Raw genomic sequence first — 17,895 nt, 5'->3', positions numbered from 1 at the left:
CGTTGCCGCCTATTTTAGCGATTCGCGGGCGAATAGCATGACATCCTTTCTGAAGGAGAAATGATGAAACACCTGACTGTCCTGCTGGCCGCCTGCTCGATGGCCAGCGTCCATGCAGCGCCGGACGCCCAACTGGTCCATCCGCGCACGCTATTGGTCGATCCCGCGCTCCCGTCGGCCCAGGCCGAAGCCAGCGTGCTTGCCGCCCGCCGCTACGCATCGTTCTGGAACAGCGGCGACCAGGCGCTGGCGCGCGCGGCACTGGCACCCGACTTCACCGACCGCACCCTGCCGCCCGGGCGCGCCCAGGGCTTGCCGGGACCGCTGGCCGCTTCGGCTTTCGTGCGCGCCGCGGTACCCGATATGCGCGCCGCGATTGAACAATTGATTGTCAGCGGCGACCGCGCCATCGTGCACCTGCGCTTCCAGGGACATTTCACCGGCAGCTTCAAGGGAGTACAGGGCAAGGGACAGGCGATCGACTTCATTGCCACCGATATCTACCGGGTTGCCGATGGCCGCATCACCGACAACTGGCACATTGAAGACAACCTCACCTTCCTGCGCCAGCTCGGCGTGATCAGGGACTAAGCCAGCAACTGCAAGCGCGTGCCGCCTGGCAGGCCGGGGAAGGCCCGCGCCAGCGCCGCATCGGGCAAGCGCAGGTGGCGCTCGGCCACATGGGCCAGCACATGGCGGAAATCGGTGGTCACCGGCAAGTCGCGCCCTTCGTTCAATTGGGTGTCGGCCAGGCCTTTCCATTCGCCCGCCACTTTGCCGCCCTGCAACTTCCCTCCCAGCAGCCACATGGCGTTGCCGTGGCCATGGTCGGTGCCACGGTTGCCGTTTTCGCGCGCGGTGCGGCCGAATTCGGACATCACCACAATCACCGTGTCGTCGAACAATGGGCCGAGGCGCTGCGCCAGCGTCGCCAGCCCCTGCCCCAGCGGCGCCAGGCGGTTGGCCAGCTGGCCGCTGCCGGCGCCCTGGTTGGCGTGGGTGTCCCAGCCGCCCAGCGCGATGAAGGCAAGCTGGATGTTCGGGTTGTTGCGCATCAGCGTGGCCAGGCGCCCGGCATCATCGGGGAAGCCGTTCGGCAGCGGCGCGCCGTTATCGGCCGCCTGCATCTCGGACATCATGCCGCTGTTGGCGGCGGCCATCACTTCCTCGTGCGCCTTGCGCCCGGCCTGGTACACCTTGCCGTAACGTTCATTGCCGGCATACAGCGCGTCGAAGGCTTTCGCAATCTGCGGCCGGTCGAGCGGCGTGGAACGGGTGCCGGCCGCGCCGTTGGCCAGGTTGGTGGCCGGCTGTGCTCCGGTCAGCACGCGCGGCATCACGGGGCCGATGCTGAGCGCCCGCGTCGGCGTGGTGTCGCCTGGCAGGCCGCCAAGCAGGCGGTTCATCCAGCCATCCTGCGTGCTCTTCACGCCCGGCGTGGCCGACTCCATATAGTCTTGCGCATCGAAATGCGAACGGCTGGCATCGGGCGAGCCACTGGCGTGCACGAAAGCCAGCTTGTGCTGCTCCCACAGCGGCATCAGCGGCGCCAGTGCCGGATGCAGGCCGAAGTAGCCATCCAGCTTGAGCGCGCCGTCAGCGGCGCCCGGCATGGCCAGGGCGATATTCGGGCGCAGGCGCGCGTATTCGGGATCGGCTACCGGAGCCACCACGTTCAAGCCGTCGACCGCGCCGCGCAGCATGACCACGATCAGCTTCTTCGCAGTCGGCGACGTGCCACCGGGGGCCATGGTAGCCGCCCAGGCATGGGGCCCAAGCGGCAGCATCAGGCCGGCGCTGGCGGCAAAAGCATTCAGGAATTGGCGTCGTTGCATGGCGCGCTCCGTTAGCGTTGCATGAAATCAGGACTGCCGAGCAGCATGGCAGCGCGCAGGCGCTCATTGCTGTCGGCAACGATGGCGGCGGTCTGCTTCGACACCGACGTGCCCAGCGCCAGCTGCACCGTATCGGCGTCGGCACCGGAAGCAAGCGCCAGCGCATAGCTGATGCGGCGGCCCAGGCCATCCGGGTTGAGCCAGGCGCCTTCCGTATTTTTGTAGCCGTCCGGCGTCTGGCAGCCGTACAGCGGCATGCCAAGGCGGTTCAGGATGCCGACCAGCGGCTTCACTTCAGGCATCGGCATGGCTGCCGCACGCGAGGCCGACACCACGTACTGGTACGGCGTCTTGAACTTGGCGCCGGCGTACTGCTGGTCCATGAATTCCGGGCTGGCGAACAGGGTGCGCAGCACGGTGCGGATATCGCCCTGGCTGGCGATCCAGGCCTGCGCCATGCGCTCTACCAGGGCCGGCGGCGGCTGGTCCGCCACGAAATACTGCGCCAGCTTGCGGCTGATGTTGCGTGCGGTGGCCGGATGGGCCGCCAGCACGTCGAGCGCATACTCGCCTTCCGCCTCGCCGCGCGCGGTGACCGGTTTGCCCAGCCAGGTCTTGGCGCCGTTATCGTGACGGCGCGGGTCGAACGCAAACCGGGCGTCGCGCTTGAGGCGGTAGGTCCAGCCGGTCAGCATGCGCGCCAGTTCGGTCACGTCCTTCTGCGCATAGCCGCCGTCCACGCCCAGGGTATGCAGCTCCATCAGCTCGCGTGCATAGTTTTCATTCAGGCCGCCGGCCTTCGAAACCCAGTTATCGAGGTAGAACAGCATGGCCGGGTGATGCGCCGTGGCGCCCAGCATCTGGCGGAAAGAACCGAACACGTAGGGCCGGATCGCATCGCGCTCATAGCTGGCGACCAGGGCGCGGTCCTGGCCCTTTCCTGAAAATACATTGAAATGGTTGTACCAGAAGTCGACCATGACCTCTTCCAGCTGGCGCGGGCTCTCGATGGCGCGCAGCAAGCGCGCTTCGGCCGCCTCGGACGCCATCTGCTGCACTACCGCGCGGCGCTCGCCCTGGTCGCCGCTTCGTGCCTCCTGGAATCGTTCCAGTGCCTCGCCGGCGCTCATTTTCAGCGTTTCCAGCTGGTCCAGCCGCTGGGCTAACGCTAGTGGCAGGGCCGGCGGGTTCAGTTGCTGGTCGACGTAGGCTTGCAGCCCGGCCTGGCGCACCCGCTCGATATCGCCGGGACGCGGCCCGTATGCCAGCCGGTTCAGCACATGGATCGCCGCCTGCTCGCCAGCCAGCGGCGCCGCCCACAAGGCGGCCTGGGGTAGCGCCGCGAGCACGGCGCCGAGTATCCAACCTCGCATGATGTCGTCCCAATACAATGATTTGCAGGACTTTCTTTATACGCTAGGCGCCGAATTGAGGGCAAAGACTCCTTTGTATCAGGATGTTAATTGTTTGATTTGTATGCTCTAATTCACGTTGCGCAAAATGAAAGGACGGCATGAAGAGATATCAGGTCCCGCTATCGGTGGTGGCCATGCTGGCGCTTGGCGCCTGCGGCATTACCGGACCGGCGAACAAGGTCGCGGCAGACGCGCCGCAACAATGGCAGGCTGCCCTGCCGCATAACGGCAGCACCGGTGAACTGGCCAATTGGTGGCAGCACCAGTCCGACCCGCTGCTGGTGCAATTGATTGAAGCCGCCCAGGCGGCCAGTCCCACCATTGCCAGCGCCCAGGCGCGCTTTGCCGCAGCCAGCGCCGAGCGCACCGCCGCCGGCGCCGCACTGGCGCCCTCGCTGAGCGGCGTGCTGACTTCCACCCGCATGAGCCAGCAGTCCGCCAGCGCGCCAAGCAATACCACGACCCAGCTGCTGGCCCAGGCCCAGTGGGAAATCGACCTGTTCGGCGGCGGCCGCGCGCGCCGCAATGCCGCCATTGCGCGCCACCAAGGCGCACAGGCGGGCTGGCACGAAGCCCGCGTCAGCGTGGCTGCCGAAACGGCCAACCAGTATTACAGCCTGCGCGCCTGCGAAAAGCTGTTGACGGTGGCGCGCATGGACTCCGCCTCGCGTACCCATACCGCGCGCCTGACCGACATCACCACCAAAGCCGGCTTCCAGTCGACAGCGGCCAATGCGCTGGCGCGTGCCAGCGCCGCCGATGGCAATAGCCGCGCGGTAGCCCAGCGCGCCGCCTGCGACAGCGAATTGAAAGTACTGGTGGCGCTGACCGCCATCCCGGAACCGCAGCTGCGCGCGCGCCTGGCCGACAGCGCAGCCAATGCCGTGCTGTCGCCGGAGGCGGGCGTTGCCGTCGACTCGCTGCCGGCCCAGGTGCTGGCCCAGCGCCCGGATGTCTTCAACGCCGAGCGCGAAGTGGCGGCCGCCAGCTACGACGTGGCCAGCGCGCGCGCCGAGCGCTGGCCGCGCCTGGGCCTTTCCGGTTCCATCGGGCGGGGCCGCCTGCATGCCGACGGCCAGGACATCACCGCCAACGTCTGGACCATCGGACCGCTACAAATGACCTTGCCGCTCATCGACTGGGGCGTGCGCCGCGCCAACGTGGAGGCTTCGCGCGCCCGTTACGAGGCCGCCGTGTCGAGCTACAAGGCCAGCGTGCGCCAGGCGGTGTCGGAGGTGGAGCAGGCGCTGGTGGCGCTGCAAAGCACGCAGGAGCGTGCCGAAGACGCGCAAACCGCGCTGGAAGGCTACCGCACCTTCTTCACCGCAACCGAAGAACGCTACAAGAACGGGCTGGCCAGCCTGATCGAACTGGAAGACGCCCGCCGCACCCGGCTGGCCGCAGAAAACACAGTAGTGAACCTGCAGCGCGAACGCAGCGCCGCCTGGATCGCCCTGTACCGTGCAGCAGGCGGCGGCTGGACCGCGCCCGCAGCGCAATGAGACTGGATAAATGATGAAACCACTGCACCGCACACCCTCCGCCGTCGCCGCCATCGCCGTTGCCACTGCCCTTGCCGCCCTGGCGCAGGCGCCGTCCGCCATGGCCGACGAAAAGAAACCGGCCGCCGCCAAGCCTTCGCTGACCGTCACCACGGTGCGTCCGCAAAAAACCAGCCTGCCGATCCGTTTGACCGCCAATGGCAACGTCGCCGCCTGGCAGGAAGCGGTCATCAGCAGCGAATCGAACGGCCTGCGCCTGTCCGACGTCAAAGTGAACGTCGGCGACGTGGTCAGCAAGGGCCAGGTTTTGGCCGTGTTTGCGCCGGAAACCCCGCTGGCGGAAGTAGCGCAGGCCAGGGCAGCGTTAATGGAAGCGGAAGCCGCCGCCGCCGAAGCCAAGGCCAATGCCGACCGCGCACGGTCGATTGAAGACACCGGCGCCTTGAGTGCCCAGCAGATCAGCCAGTACACCACGGCCGAAGCCACTGCCAAGGCGCGCGCCGCGTCCGCCAAGGCCATGCTGGCGTCGGCCGAACTGCGCCTGCGCTACACCAAGGTTGTCGCGCCCGACGCCGGCGTGATCTCGGCCCGCAGCGCCACCGTCGGCGCCGTCGCCGGCCCCGGCACCGAATTGTTCCGCATGATCCGCCAGGGCCGCCTGGAATGGCGCGCCGAAGTCACGGCAGCCGACCTGCGCAACGTCAAAGCCGGCGGCAATGCCGTCATCAAGGCCGCCAATGGCAGCGAATTGACCGGCAAGGTGCGCATGGTGGCGCCGACCATCGACCCGCAGACCCGCTCGGCCCTGGTCTATGTCGACCTGCCGCCGAATAACGGCAAGCAGGCGCCGTTCAAGGCGGGTATGTTCGCCACCGGCCAGTTCGAGCTGGGCGCCTCCGATGCGCTGACCGTGCCGCAGCAGGCGATCACGGTGCGCGATGGATTCAGCTACGTGTTCCGCCTGAACCAGGACCAGCACGTGAGCCAGGTCAAGGTGCAGCCGGGCCGCCGTATCGCCGACCGCATCGAAGTACTGTCCGGCCTGGCGCCCGATGCACAGGTCGTGGCTGCCGGCGCGGGCTTCCTGAACGACGGCGACCTGGTGCGCAACGTTGGCGCGCCGGCGCAAGCCGCCACACCGGTCAAGCCGGCACGCTAAGGAGGCGCCATGAATTTCTCAGCCCTCTCCATCAAGCACCCGGTCCCGGCGATCATGCTGTTCATCCTGCTGTCCCTGGCAGGCTGGATGGCCTACCGCGCCAACCCGGTGCAAGACTTCCCCGACATCGAACTGCCGATCGTCACCGTTTCCGCCTCCCTGCCTGGCGCCGCGCCGGCCCAGCTGGAAACCGAGGTGGCACGCAAGATCGAGGATTCGGTCGCCACCTTGCAAGGTGTGAAGAATATCTACGCCAAGGTGCTGGACGGCACCGCCACCATCACCGTCGAGTTCATCCTCGAGAAGAACCTGTCCGACGCCGTCAATGAGGTGCGCGACGCCGTGACCCAGGTGCGCGCCGACATGCCCGGCGAGATGCGCGATCCCGTGGTCAGCAAGGTTTCCACGGCCGGCCGCGTGATCCTGGCCTTCAACGTCGCGCCGAAAGAAGGCACCAGGATCGACGACGCGGACCTGAGCTGGTACGTGGACAATGCCGTTTCCAAGAAGCTGCTGTCGGTGCCAGGCGTCGGGGCGGTCAAGCGGGTCGGCGGCGTGAGCCGCGAAATCCGCGTCGAGCTCGATGACGAACGCATGGCCGCGCTGCGCGTATCCGCGCTGGACGTGTCGCGCATGCTGCGGCAGGTGCAGAAGGAAGCGCCGGGCGGCCGGGGCGACATCAGCGGCGCCGAGCAATCGGTGCGCACCATCGCTACCGTGAAAAGCGCGCAGGAACTGTCGCAGATGGATATCCCACTGGGCGATGGCCGCCACATTCGCCTTGAGCAGGTGGCCAACGTGACCGACACCATTGCCGAGCCGCGCTCCGAAGCAAGCCAGGACGGCAAGAAAGTCGTGGCCTTCGAGATCTTCCGCACCAAGGGCGCCAGCGAAACCCAGGTTGCGGCCGACGCCCGTGCCGCGGTGGAAGAGCTGCGCAAGGCCCATCCGACCATCGACATCACGCAATCGATCGACAACGCCGAACCGGTGGACGAAAACTTCGCCGGCTCGATGGAGCTGCTGTACGAAGGCGCCATCCTGGCGGTGCTGGTGGTGTGGTGGTTCCTGCGCGACTGGCGCGCCACGCTGGTGGCCGCGTCGGCGCTGCCGCTGTCGGTGCTGCCGGCCTTCCTCGGCATGTACTGGATGGGCTTCACGCTGAACACCGTGACCCTGCTGTCGCTGGCCCTGGTGGTCGGCGTGCTGGTGGACGACGCCATCGTCGAGATCGAGAACATCGAACGCCACCTGCACATGGGCAAAACGCCGATGCAGGCCGCCATGGAAGCGGCCGACGAGATCGGCATGGCGGTGATCGCCACCACCTTTGCCCTGGTCGCCGTGTTCCTGCCGACCGCCTTCATGGGCGGCATCCCCGGCAAGTTCTTCAAGCAGTTCGGCTGGGCCGCCGTGCTGGCGGTATTGGCTTCCCTGGTCGTGGCGCGCCTGCTGACGCCGATGATGGCGGCCCACCTGCTGAAAGCGACCGATAAGCCGCAGCACGAAGACGGCTGGATCATGCAGCGCTACATGAAGACCATGCGCTGGTGCCTGCGAAATCGCGGCAAGACTGCGTTGGCGGCGGGCGCCTTCTTCATCGGCTCGATCATGCTGGTGGGCCTGCTGCCGACCGGCTTCGTGCCGCCGGCCGACCGCGGCCAGACCATGGTCAACCTGGAGTTGCCGCCCGGCTCCACGCTGGCCGAGACCCGCGCCATTGCGGAACGCGCGCGCCTGGCCATCATGGAAGTGAAGCCGGTGACCAATGTGTTCAGTTCCATCGGCGGCGGCTCCTCGGGCGACGCCTTCGCACCGGGCGCCGCAGCCGAGGCGCGCCGGGCCGTGCTGACCATCACCACCAAGCACCGCAACGACCGCAAGGAATCGATGCCCGAGATCGACGACATGATCCGCGAAAAGCTGGCCTCCCTGCCCGGCGCCCGCTTCACTGTCGGACCACCCGATACCGGCGTGAAGATGCAGCTGGTGCTGCGCTCGGAAGACCCGGTAGCGCTGATCGAATCGGCGCGCAAGGTCGAACGCGACCTGCGCACCCTGCAAGGCATCGGCAACGTAAGCTCCAGCGCTTCCCTGGTGCGTCCCGAAATCATCGTGCGCCCGGACTTTGCCAAGGCAGCCGACCTGGGCGTGACCGCCAATGCCATTGGCGAAACGGTGCGCGTGGCCACTGCCGGCGACTACGACTTCGAGCTGACCAAGATGAACCTGGCCGAACGCCAGGTGCCGATCCGCGTCAAGCTGCCGGACAGCGTACGCGCCGACCTGGATGCCATTGGCCGCCTGACGGTGCCTGGCCGAAACGGCCCGGTGATGCTGGCCAATGTCGCCAGCATCACGATGGAATCCGGCCCGGCCCAGATCGACCGCCTGAACCGCAGCCGCAACGTGACGCTGGACGTGGAGCTGGGCAGCCGCTCGCTGGGTGAACTGGACGAGGAAGCGCGCCAATTGCCGTCGATGAAAAACCTGCCGCCGACCGTGACCCGCGCGGAACTGGGCGACACGCAGGAGATGCAGAACCTGTTCGCCAGCTTCGGCATCGCCATGCTGATCGGCGTGCTGTGCATCTACGGCGTGCTGGTGCTGCTGTTCCACGACTTCCTGCAGCCGCTGACCATCCTGGCCGCGCTGCCGCTGTCGATCGGCGGCGCCTTCGTGGCCCTGCTGGTGACACAGAAAGCGCTGTCGATGCCGTCCATGATCGGCCTGATCATGCTGATGGGGATCGTGACGAAGAACTCGATCCTGCTGGTCGACTATGCGATCCTGGCCCGTGCCGAAGGCATGAGCCGCTTCGATGCGCTGGTCGACGCCTGCCACAAGCGCAGCCGCCCGATCCTGATGACCACCATCGCCATGGGCGCCGGCATGATGCCGCTGGCGATGGGCTGGGGCGCCGACCCGAGCTTCCGCTCGCCGATGGCGATTGCGGTGATCGGCGGCCTGATTACCTCCACCCTGCTGTCGCTGCTGGTAGTTCCGGCCGTGTTCACTTATGTCGACGATGCCGAGCACCTGTTCAAGCGCATCGTGCACAAGCTACGCAAGCCGCATAAGCACGCGCCGGCGCCCGTCGCCGAATAAGGAGCCTGCCATGAAAGTCCGCGCCGTAGAAATTGAGCCTGCCCGCGTCGCCTGCCTGCGCCACACCGGCCCCTTCGGCCCGGCGCTGGGAGAATTCTGGCGCGATGTCGTGGCTCCCTGGCTGCAGGCCCATGGCCTGACGGGCCGCGTCACCTACGGTGTGGCGATGGACGATCCCGGCAGCACGCCGCCTGAGAAGTGCCGCTACGACGCCTGCGTCGAAATCGGCCACGATGATCCGGCGCCGCCGCCCGCGGCGCTGGCAACCATTCCAGCCGGCCGCTACGCCGTGCTCGATTATTACGGCGCCCCGTCCGGGATTGGCGAAGCGTGGCATGCCTTCTATAGCGAGGGACTGCCTGCGGCGGGAATGGCATCCCGCCCTGGTCCCTGCTTCGAGCGCTATGCGGCCGACTTCCGCGCCGATCCGCAATCAGGCGAATTTGCCTGCGAGCTTTTCATCCCGATCGATCAGGACAGCTTGCCATGAGCGCCCAGCCCGGACACGATAGCGACCACCTGCGCTTTCATCGCGAACACGAACACCTCAGCAAGACCTTTGGCGCCGGCAGCTTCGGGGTCAAGGCGGAAGCATTCGCCCGCTTCTTCGGCACCCCGCTGTTCCTGGGTGCGCAGACTCTGATCGTCGCGCTGTGGATCGGTGCCAACGTATGGGGATTCACGCATTTCGACCGCTACCCTTTCATCCTGCTGAACCTTGCGTTCAGCTTGCAGGCCGCCTACGCGGCGCCGCTGATCCTGCTGGCACAGACCCGCCAGGCCGAACGCGACAAAGCCCATAACGATGCCGACGCCCGTCATCGCGAAGCGCTGGCGCAACAGGCCGCCCGCCACACCACGCAGATGATGGAACTCCTGCGCCAGAATACGGAATTGACCGAGACCACCAGGCAACTGGTGGAACGCATCGACAGGCTGACGGCGGAAGTCCACGGCCATCTGCTGCCCGGCAGCCAGGACGCCCGATAGCCCCTTTGCAGCTTCACACCAAACACATACTCAACGCACAATCGTAATCCACAATTGCGCCTCCACCATCCACCACTGGAAGCGCAATGCCCGCAAACTCCGTCCTGCAAGAACCGCCATCCCGGCAGAGCAAACCCAATGGCACCATCGCCTTTGTCGCGCTGTTTGGGATCTTGCTGCCAATTGCCGCGCTGCTGTTCGAATCGATCACCGGCATGTGCCGCCAGATCTTCTTCGATCCCCTGCCTACGCCATTTCACGTCGCCTTATACGCCACGATACCGCTGGCAAACGTGCGGCTATTGCTGGCATTGATGCGCCGTGAAATCTTGCCGCGGCGCTGGGCCTGGCTGCATGTTTTCTCTGCCGGCGTCGCCGTTTTCTACAGCCTGGTGTTCCTGCCGATATCACCGATTGCTGCAATCGCGGTCATCGCCTTCGGCATTGGCTTGTTTGGCCTATCGCCAATGCTGGCGGTGGTTTGCGTGATACTCGCCCGAAGGGCATTGAGAACCGGACAAAGGCCGGCGCCTGGCAAGCTATGGCGAGGCATCGCGCTTGCATTCCTGGTATTGCTGGCCGTTGACGCCCCTGCCACCATGACGCGCATCGGCATGCGGATGGCTGCATCGGACTCCGCTGAGACGCGGCTGCGCGGCATTCAACTCCTGCGCAAAGTGGGCGATGAGGACTTGATGCTGCGCCTTTGCTACCAGCAGGGGGGCCAGGCGACGGACTTGCTTGGAACCCTGTACGCGAACGGGATGGAAAGCGACCCGGATCAAGCCCGTACGGCCTTTTACCGGGTGACAGGAACGGTCTTCAATTCCCATCCCGCCCCGCCGCACCGCTCAATGCGTGAGTGGGAGCGAACATTCGACGACGAGCAGGGCGGCGCCGATGTCGGCCAGCGCGTCAACGACGTTGCGCTTGTCGCCTCACGCATGGACGGATCGATCGATGCCAGTGCCGCGCTGGGCTACATGGAATGGACGATGGAATTCCACAATAAGTCGCCAAGCCAGCAAGAAGGCCGGGCCGAAGTCCTCCTTCCGCCTGGCGCCGTGGTATCGCGCGCTACGCTGTGGATTAATGGCGAAGAACGCGAAGCCGCGTTCGGCGGCCGCGCCCAGGTGCGCGAAGCATACGCCAAAGTGGTCAGCCAGAAGCGCGATCCGCTGCTGGTCACCACGGCGGGGAGCGACCGGATACTGGTGCAGATGTTCCCGATCCCTCCATCTGGCGACATGAAGATCCGCCTGGGCATCACCATCCCCATGGCTCCTCCCGGCCAGGGCGCCATGCATCTGCAGTTGCCCGCCTTCAGCGAGCGAAACTTCGACCTGGCACCGGACTTGCGCCACGCCGTGTGGTTCGAATCGGCCGCTCCTTTGAAAGGCAGTCCCGGGCTGGTCGCACAAGCGGGTCCCCACGGCCTGTATGCCGTCCGCGGCCAACTGGAGGAACCGATGCCGGCGCAGCCCATGCATACGGTGTGGGCGCCCGGCGCCCGGCCCGCGCCGCTGGCCTGGAGCGCCGATGACAAAAGCGATGACGGCAAGGTCGTCGTCCAGGTATCGCGCGAAGCCGCCGCCGTTCCGCCACAGCGGGTGGCGCTGGTCATCGATGGCTCAGCCTCAATGCAGCAGCGCAAGCGCCAGCTGCTTGAAGCGCTGGCTTCCTTCCCCAAAAATGTAGAGATGGCCGTGCTGTTTGCCGGCGATGAAAAGCCGTCGCTATTCCTGCATGACGGCGCCAATTCTCTCCTCACCCGAGAGTACCTGGCGCAACTGGACTTCACCGGAGGGCGCGATAACAGTGATGCACTGGGTGCGGCGTGGGACTGGGCCGGCATGTCGTCACGCGGGGCGATCGTATGGATTCATGGCGCGCAGCCCTTGGCATCCGAATCGGCAGGGGCTTTGCAGCAGCGCTTTGAACGCCGGGCAAGCCAGGTCGCCTTGTATGACCTGGCCGTGGAGCGTGGGCCAAACCAGGTTACGCAACAGCTCAAGGGCGTCAATGCCGTGCCAAGCTTCGGCAACTTGCGTGAAGACCTGGGCAAGCTGTTCGCACAATGGCAGCCGGGCGCCATGCAAACGGTCCTGTTACGCGAACGCCGCAGCGGCGCCGGCATGCTTCAAACCAGCCGCACCTCCCAGCACCTGGCGCGGCTGTGGGCAGCAGACGAAGTCGCCGCAATGGGCAGCAACCCGGGCCGGAACGCGGCTGCCATCGCACTGGCCACGCGCTATCAACTGGTCACTCCCGTATCGGGAGCCGTCGTCCTGGAAACGCGCCAGCAGTATAAGGATGCGGGTCTTGAGCCGGTGCCGCCTGGCAGTGTGCCGACCATTCCGGAACCGGAAACCTGGGCAATGATACTGGTGGCGATGCTCATGCTGGCCTGGTATCGCCGCTTCCGCACCCAATGAAGCGGCCGCCATTTGCCCTGCTGCTGGCCGCCTTATGCCTGGCGTGCTGGCCGGTCCTGCGCTGGTTTGTGGCGGGAACGCTGGACGGTTCGAACGACAGTGCCGGCCTGCTGGCGGCCGCCGCCGCTGCGGCCATCATCGTGCTGGCGCCGGGGCGGGAAGCCATAGCCCGCCCGCTGATGCTGCCCTGCGTTTGCATGGCCGTGTATCTCGCCGCAACCGCCTGCCAGGTGCCGGTGCCGGCGCGTTCGCTGATCCTGGCACTGGCCATCACCGCCCTGGCCAGCAGCCTGCGGCTGGGCAAGCGCTTCGACATGTCCTTGTTCGCACTGTGCATCCTGGCCTTGCCGTTCGCCGCAACCTTGCAGTTCTACCTGGGATATCCCCTGCGCGTCCTTGCCGGTGACCTGTCGGCTTTCCTGCTACGCATGAACGGGATCGCTGTCGCGCGCGAGGGCGCCATGCTGGCTTGGCAAGGGCAACTGGTGTCGATCGACGCCCCCTGCAGCGGGGTGAAAATGTTGTGGTCCGGCCTGCTGCTGGCGAGTGCGCTGGCGGGCGCTGTCCGGCTCTCTTCGCTGCGCACGGCCGTAGCGCTGGTGCTGGCCATCGTCGCCATCGTCGCGGCCAACGCCATCCGCGCCACCGCACTGTTCTATATGGAGGCAGGCATTGTGCACCTTCCCGCCTCGGCCCATGACGCCATCGGGGTCGTCAGCTTTGCCGCCGCAACCGCCGGCATCCTATTCATGACCCATCGCATGGAGCAACGTGCAGCATGAGATCTGTTGCGACCATTGCATTTGCCGGCCTGTGCGCTTTGTCCGCTCTCGCTCCTCTGGCTTTCGAAAGCAGCGCAAGCGGCCACGTCATCGCTGGGTTCCCAGGGTGGCCCACAAGCTTCGAAGGCCGCAAGCTTACCCCGCTTCCGCTTACCGCGATCGAGGCCCGCTTCCAGCAGAACTTTCCCGGCCGCGTGGGACGCTTTAGCGACGGCAAGCGCGAAATCGTCATCCGCTGGGTGGACCAGGGAACGCGCAAGCTCCATGCGAGCAGCGATTGTTTCAAGGCGAACGGCTACCAACTCACCGTGCAGCCTGTGCAAATCACCGGGAATGAGCGCTGGTCGGGCTTCATCGCGATGCGCGGAACGCAAAAGCTGGAGGTGCGCGAACGTATTTCCGATGGCCGAGGCGGACAGTGGAGCGACGTCTCGGCCTGGTATTGGGCGGCGCAACTGGGCCAGACCAATGGCCCGTGGTGGGCCATCACCGTTGCGCAGAACGTCGGCAGCTAGTCGCCGGACCAGCCGCCACCCAGTGCCCGGTACAGGTCCACACTGGCACCCAGAAGGCGGCTGCGCAACTGCAGGCGTGTTACGTCGGCGTTGAACAGCGTACGCTGTGCATCCAGTTCTTCAAGGTAGGACGCATAGCCGTTGCGATAGCGGTTGCGCGCAATGCGCAGCGTTTCGGCTGCTGTCGCACGGCGTGCGTCATTCTGCAGCGACTGCTCCTGCAAGCGCTGCAATGCAGTCAGGCTGTTTTCCACTTCCACCAGCGCGCCGCGCACGGTCTGCTCGTAAGCCACCAGCGACTGGTCGCGCTGTGCCGCGGCGGCATCGGTCTGCGCCTGCACGCGGCCGCCGTCCCAGATCGGTGCGGCCAGCCCAACTCCAACGCGCCACAGGTAGGTGGGGTCATGCAGGAACTTGCTGAAATCGGTTGATTGCAAGCCGCCGCTGGCGGTCAAGCGGAAGCTGGGCAGCAATTGCTCGCTGGCCGCTTGCACGCCGGCCCTGGCCGCATTCACGTTATGGGCGGCGCGGGCGATATCGGGGCGCCGCTGCAGCAGGGTTGAAGGCAGGCCGACCGGGATTGCCGGCGGGGACAATTCGTCCAGCGCCTTGCCACGCGCAATCGGACCTGGACTGCCGCCGGCCAGCAGGGACAGTGCGTTTTCCTGATCGCTGATTTGCCGCTGCAGTTGCGGGATCTGCTCGGCGGCTGCTTGATACTCCGCCTGCGCCTGCAGCCATTCCAGGCGCGAGGTGTAACCGGTTTCAAACTGCCGCTGCGCCAGCCGGCGCGATTGCTCGCGCAAATCCAGCGTCGCGCGGGCCAGCTCGAGCTGCGCGTCAAGCCCGCGCAGTTGCAGGTAGCCGTTGGCTGCCAACGCCGACACCGACAGTTGCGCCGCACCTGCATTTGCGCGCTCGGCGGCGAGGGACTGCGCCGCCGCCTCGCTGGCGTGCGCCAGGCGTCCCCACAAATCAACCTCATACGCCGCCTGCAGTTCGCCGGCAAACAGGTTGGTGGTGTACGGAACGCCGTTGTAGGCCAGCGTGCGCGTGCGCACCGGCGTCAGGGTGGCTCCCAATGTTGGGGCACGGTTTGCATCGGCAGCTGCCAGCCGCGCGCGGAATTCCGCCACGCGCAGCTGTGCCAGCCGCACATCCGTGTTGTGCTCCAGGACCCGCGCCACCAGGTCGGACAGCACCGGATCTCCATAGGCTTGCCACCAGTCCCGTTCCAGCAGTGGCGGTGCCGCACCCTGGGGCGCCCCAGGCGGTGTTTGGCTGCGCCAAGCCTCGGGCACCGATAGCCGCGATTCGACCGGTGCGGGGATGCGTGCGGCGCAAGCGGCCAGCGCCAGGGTCACGCATGCGGCTGCGCTGCGTTTCATGGCCGCGCCCCGTCCGCTTTTTCATTCAGGACGGCGGATGTATCGATGCTGACGATGACCGACATCCCTGGCCGCAGGCGCTGCGCCAGCTTTTGGCCCTGGTCGATCTTGATCCGTACCGGAATCCGCTGCGAGATCTTGACGAAATTACCCGTCGCATTGTCTGCCGGCAGCACGGCAAACTCGGAACCTGTGGCAGGCGATATGCGCTCGACATGCCCGGTCAGCGTCGCACCATCCAGGGCATCGACCTTGAAGGTCGCACCCTGCCCCACCTGCACCCCATTCATTTGCGTCTCTTTGAGGTTGGCGATTAGCCACATCTCGCGCGGCACCAGCCCCATAAGCTGGGCGCCTGATGCCACATAGGCGCCGCGCCGCACATTCACCTGCCCCAGCTGCCCATCGGCCGGCGCGATGATGCGCGTATTGTCCAGGTCCACGGTTGCAGCCTTCAGCGCCGCCTCCGCATTCGCCACCGCTGCTTCCAGCGCGCCGCGGTTGACGGTGACGGACTGCGCTTGCTGCCGGGCGATGTCCACATTCGCTTTGGCCTGCGCTACCGCCGCCTGCGCCTGCGCCCGCGCTGCGCGCTGCGCATCCTGCTCGCGCACGGAGAGCGAACCATCGCCCACCAGCTGCTCGGCGCGGCCGTAGTCGGCGGAAGCGCGTGCCGCTTGCGCCTGAGCGTTCGACAGCACCGCCTCTTGCAAGGCAATGCCGGCTTTGGCACTGGCACGCGACTGTTCCCAGTTCGCCAGCGCTGCCTTTTGCGCGGCCAATTGGGCCTGCGCCTGCTCGAATCGCTGGCGGTAAATGCGGGAATCCAGTTCCACCAGCAAATCGCCTTTGCGCACAAGCTGGAAGTCCTGAACCTTGACGTCCGCGACATAGGCCGGCAACTGCGAGCCGATCACCGTCACCTGTCCGCGCACGGTGGCGTTCTCAGTCGACACGATCGGACTGGTAAAGGGTGGCAGGCGCCAGGCATACAGCACGATCAGCACGCCGATCAAGGCGACCAGGGCAAAGCCGACCCCCGACAGCCATTGGGCGCGCCGGTCGGGCGCAGGAGGGGCGGCTGTTGTTTCGGGCGCGGGAGTCTGGCTTGCTGGTGGTGGTGTGCTCATTGGGGCCCCGAGTTGGAAAGTGAAACCTGCGCCATGCCTGTCTGCGCGTTCTGCAGCGGCGCCGCGGGACGCGTGGCCGTGCAGGCCTGCCATGCATAATGCAGCGCCATCCACGCCAGCGTGCCGCAGGCGACAAAGAAGATCATCAGGAAGACATCGTTATAGGCCAGGATATTGGCTTCGCGCGTGGCAGCTCCACTTAGCGACGGCAGGCCGAACGCCTGCACGCGCGCGGCCACCTGCGGGTCTTGCAGCGTCAGGTGCTCGACCAGTTGGCTCGAATGGAATTTTTCGCGCACCACCTGGAACGTGCCCACCAGCGCCGAGCCAAGCAGGCTGCCCAGGTTCTGCGTCATCGAAAACATCAGCGAGAAGCTGATCAGGTTGCACGGCTGCGCGATTACGGCCCCAAAGCCCGACACGAAGATCGGTCCCAGGAAAAAAGTCCCGCTGAACGCCAGCAGGAACTGGCTGAAATACATCTGCTCCGGGCGCGTCAGGCTGGTTGCCTGCGAATCGATCCACGCCCCCACCGCCATCAACGCCAGCGCGAACATCAGCATCGGCTGCAGGCGCTGCGGCGTGATGATCAGGGCGCTGCTCAGGATGCCCAGCGTGCAGCCGGCCAGAGCCACCAGCCACAGCGTTTGCATCTGGTCGTTGTTCAAGCCGATCGCCTGCAAGAAGCCGACCGCACCGCCAGCCTCCGACTGCACCACGCGGATCAACAGCACCGATATCGCCAGGCGCGTCATGCTGGCCGTGGTCAGCCAGCGCGTATTGAGCAGGGGCCTGCGCCGGTTGTGTTCAATCGCCACAGCCGCCGTGAACAGCACGATAAAGGCGATCAGCGCCCAGCCGATCCAGCGCGCCTCGAACCACCACACCGTACGCCCCAGCGCGAGCACCGCGCACAGGAAAGCCACGCCGGGCGCAAACAGCGCAAAGGTCACGAAGTCCATTTTCTCGAATGCTTTCACGCGGTCGCCCGGTGGAAGCTTGAGCAGCAGGACGCAGCCGAAGGACACCAGGGCCATTCCCAGCTCGAAGGAATACAGGCCGCGCCATTCGCCAATCGACAGCAGTTCGGAAGAAAAAATGCGCGCCAGCGGCAGCGACAGCTGCGCAAAGCCAATACCCAGCACCACGCCTTTCAGCCGATGCTGGGCCGGGAAAGCCTGCAACACGTAGTACAGCCCGAGCACCGTGAGGGCGGCGCCGCTGATGCCGTGCGCCGCCCTCACCGCAATAGCCGACGCCAGGCCGTGCACAAACAGGTGGGCCACCGTGACCACGGCATACAGCAGCAGGAACAATTCGGTGAACAGGCGCAGGCCGAACTGCTGGCGGAATTTCACCAGCAGCAGGTTCATGGAGACGTTGCCCATGACGTAGGCCGCCGGCAGCCACTGGATTTCAGCGCTTGTCACGCCCAGCGATCCCTGGGCGTAGACCAGGTTGACCGTGACCAGCGCGTTACCGAGGCCGCCGGTCAGCGCCACGATCAGCCCCACCAGCAGGAAGGCCAGCCGCTTGGGCGCCGTGTGCAGCGGCGTGGAGGGAGAGCCCGGCAGCAGCGGGCGTTCGTGAGGCAGCCATTTTTGTGGGGCGTACTCATCCATTGGGCTAGTCTACA

General features: G+C 66.0%; 14 protein-coding genes. 9 read left to right on the top strand and 5 right to left on the bottom strand.

Annotated elements, in window-relative coordinates; translation table 11 throughout:
* Positions 1-63 precede the first annotated feature (63 nt).
* Positions 64-591 carry an ester cyclase gene (locus tag ACQ4MM_RS18700; protein ID WP_431479052.1) on the top strand — a complete coding sequence of 176 codons (528 nt, stop codon included), beginning with the start codon at positions 64-66 and terminating at the stop codon, positions 589-591.
* On the opposite strand, the gene ACQ4MM_RS18695 is transcribed toward ACQ4MM_RS18700, so the two are convergent.
* On the bottom strand, positions 588-1,835 hold the full coding sequence (locus ACQ4MM_RS18695) for a DUF1501 domain-containing protein (protein WP_431478751.1): 1,248 nt from the start codon (positions 1,833-1,835) through the stop codon (positions 588-590). The genes ACQ4MM_RS18700 and ACQ4MM_RS18695 overlap by 4 nt on opposite strands.
* 11 nt (positions 1,836-1,846) lie before the next feature.
* On the bottom strand, positions 1,847-3,208 hold the full coding sequence (locus ACQ4MM_RS18690; protein WP_431478750.1) for a DUF1800 domain-containing protein: 1,362 nt from the start codon (positions 3,206-3,208) through the stop codon (positions 1,847-1,849).
* 140 nt (positions 3,209-3,348) lie between these two features.
* Between ACQ4MM_RS18690 and ACQ4MM_RS18685 the strand changes: the two genes are divergently transcribed.
* From ACQ4MM_RS18685 to ACQ4MM_RS18650, 8 genes are all read left to right on the top strand, one after another.
* Positions 3,349-4,752: an efflux transporter outer membrane subunit gene (locus ACQ4MM_RS18685; RefSeq protein WP_431478749.1), complete on the top strand. Its 1,404-nt coding sequence runs from the start codon at positions 3,349-3,351 to the stop codon at positions 4,750-4,752.
* Positions 4,753-4,765: 13 nt separating this feature from the next.
* The gene (locus tag ACQ4MM_RS18680; protein ID WP_431479051.1) at positions 4,766-5,911 is read left to right on the top strand and encodes an efflux RND transporter periplasmic adaptor subunit; all 1,146 of its coding nucleotides are present in this window, start codon (positions 4,766-4,768) and stop codon (positions 5,909-5,911) included.
* 9 nt (positions 5,912-5,920) lie between these two features.
* The gene (locus tag ACQ4MM_RS18675; RefSeq protein ID WP_431478748.1) at positions 5,921-9,019 is read left to right on the top strand and encodes an efflux RND transporter permease subunit; all 3,099 of its coding nucleotides are present in this window, start codon (positions 5,921-5,923) and stop codon (positions 9,017-9,019) included.
* A 10-nt stretch (positions 9,020-9,029) separates the two neighbouring features.
* The gene (locus ACQ4MM_RS18670; RefSeq protein WP_431478747.1) at positions 9,030-9,509 is read left to right on the top strand and encodes an AraC family transcriptional regulator; all 480 of its coding nucleotides are present in this window, start codon (positions 9,030-9,032) and stop codon (positions 9,507-9,509) included.
* The gene (locus ACQ4MM_RS18665) at positions 9,506-10,009 is read left to right on the top strand and encodes a DUF1003 domain-containing protein (RefSeq protein WP_431478746.1); all 504 of its coding nucleotides are present in this window, start codon (positions 9,506-9,508) and stop codon (positions 10,007-10,009) included. Before ACQ4MM_RS18670 ends, ACQ4MM_RS18665 begins: the two co-directional genes overlap by 4 nt.
* A gap of 86 nt (positions 10,010-10,095) precedes the next feature.
* Positions 10,096-12,444 carry a VIT domain-containing protein gene (locus ACQ4MM_RS18660; RefSeq protein ID WP_431478745.1) on the top strand — a complete coding sequence of 783 codons (2,349 nt, stop codon included), beginning with the start codon at positions 10,096-10,098 and terminating at the stop codon, positions 12,442-12,444.
* Positions 12,441-13,226, top strand: coding sequence for an archaeosortase/exosortase family protein (locus ACQ4MM_RS18655; RefSeq protein WP_431478744.1), 786 nt, complete (start codon positions 12,441-12,443; stop codon positions 13,224-13,226). The genes ACQ4MM_RS18660 and ACQ4MM_RS18655 overlap by 4 nt, the downstream gene beginning before the upstream one ends.
* Positions 13,223-13,741, top strand: coding sequence for a hypothetical protein (locus ACQ4MM_RS18650; RefSeq protein ID WP_431478743.1), 519 nt, complete (start codon positions 13,223-13,225; stop codon positions 13,739-13,741). Before ACQ4MM_RS18655 ends, ACQ4MM_RS18650 begins: the two co-directional genes overlap by 4 nt.
* On the opposite strand, the gene ACQ4MM_RS18645 is transcribed toward ACQ4MM_RS18650, so the two are convergent.
* The 3 genes from ACQ4MM_RS18645 to ACQ4MM_RS18635 are packed head-to-tail and all read right to left on the bottom strand — an operon-like array spanning position 13,738 to position 17,881.
* Entirely contained in the window at positions 13,738-15,129 is a 1,392-nt protein-coding gene (locus ACQ4MM_RS18645) for an efflux transporter outer membrane subunit (protein ID WP_431478742.1), read from the bottom strand. The genes ACQ4MM_RS18650 and ACQ4MM_RS18645 overlap by 4 nt on opposite strands.
* Positions 15,126-16,259, bottom strand: coding sequence for an HlyD family secretion protein (locus ACQ4MM_RS18640; RefSeq protein ID WP_431478741.1), 1,134 nt, complete (start codon positions 16,257-16,259; stop codon positions 15,126-15,128). The genes ACQ4MM_RS18645 and ACQ4MM_RS18640 overlap by 4 nt, the downstream gene beginning before the upstream one ends.
* On the bottom strand, positions 16,256-17,881 hold the full coding sequence (locus ACQ4MM_RS18635) for an MFS transporter (RefSeq protein ID WP_431478740.1): 1,626 nt from the start codon (positions 17,879-17,881) through the stop codon (positions 16,256-16,258). Before ACQ4MM_RS18635 ends, ACQ4MM_RS18640 begins: the two co-directional genes overlap by 4 nt.
* Between the last annotated feature and the right edge of the window lie 14 nt (positions 17,882-17,895).

Origin of the sequence: Massilia eburnea (assembly GCF_050709955.1) — a bacterium.
Lineage (GTDB): Bacteria > Pseudomonadota > Gammaproteobacteria > Burkholderiales > Burkholderiaceae_D > Rugamonas > Rugamonas eburnea_A.
Note: the sequence above shows the minus strand (reverse complement) of the source record. Positions and strands in the feature narration are given on the sequence as shown.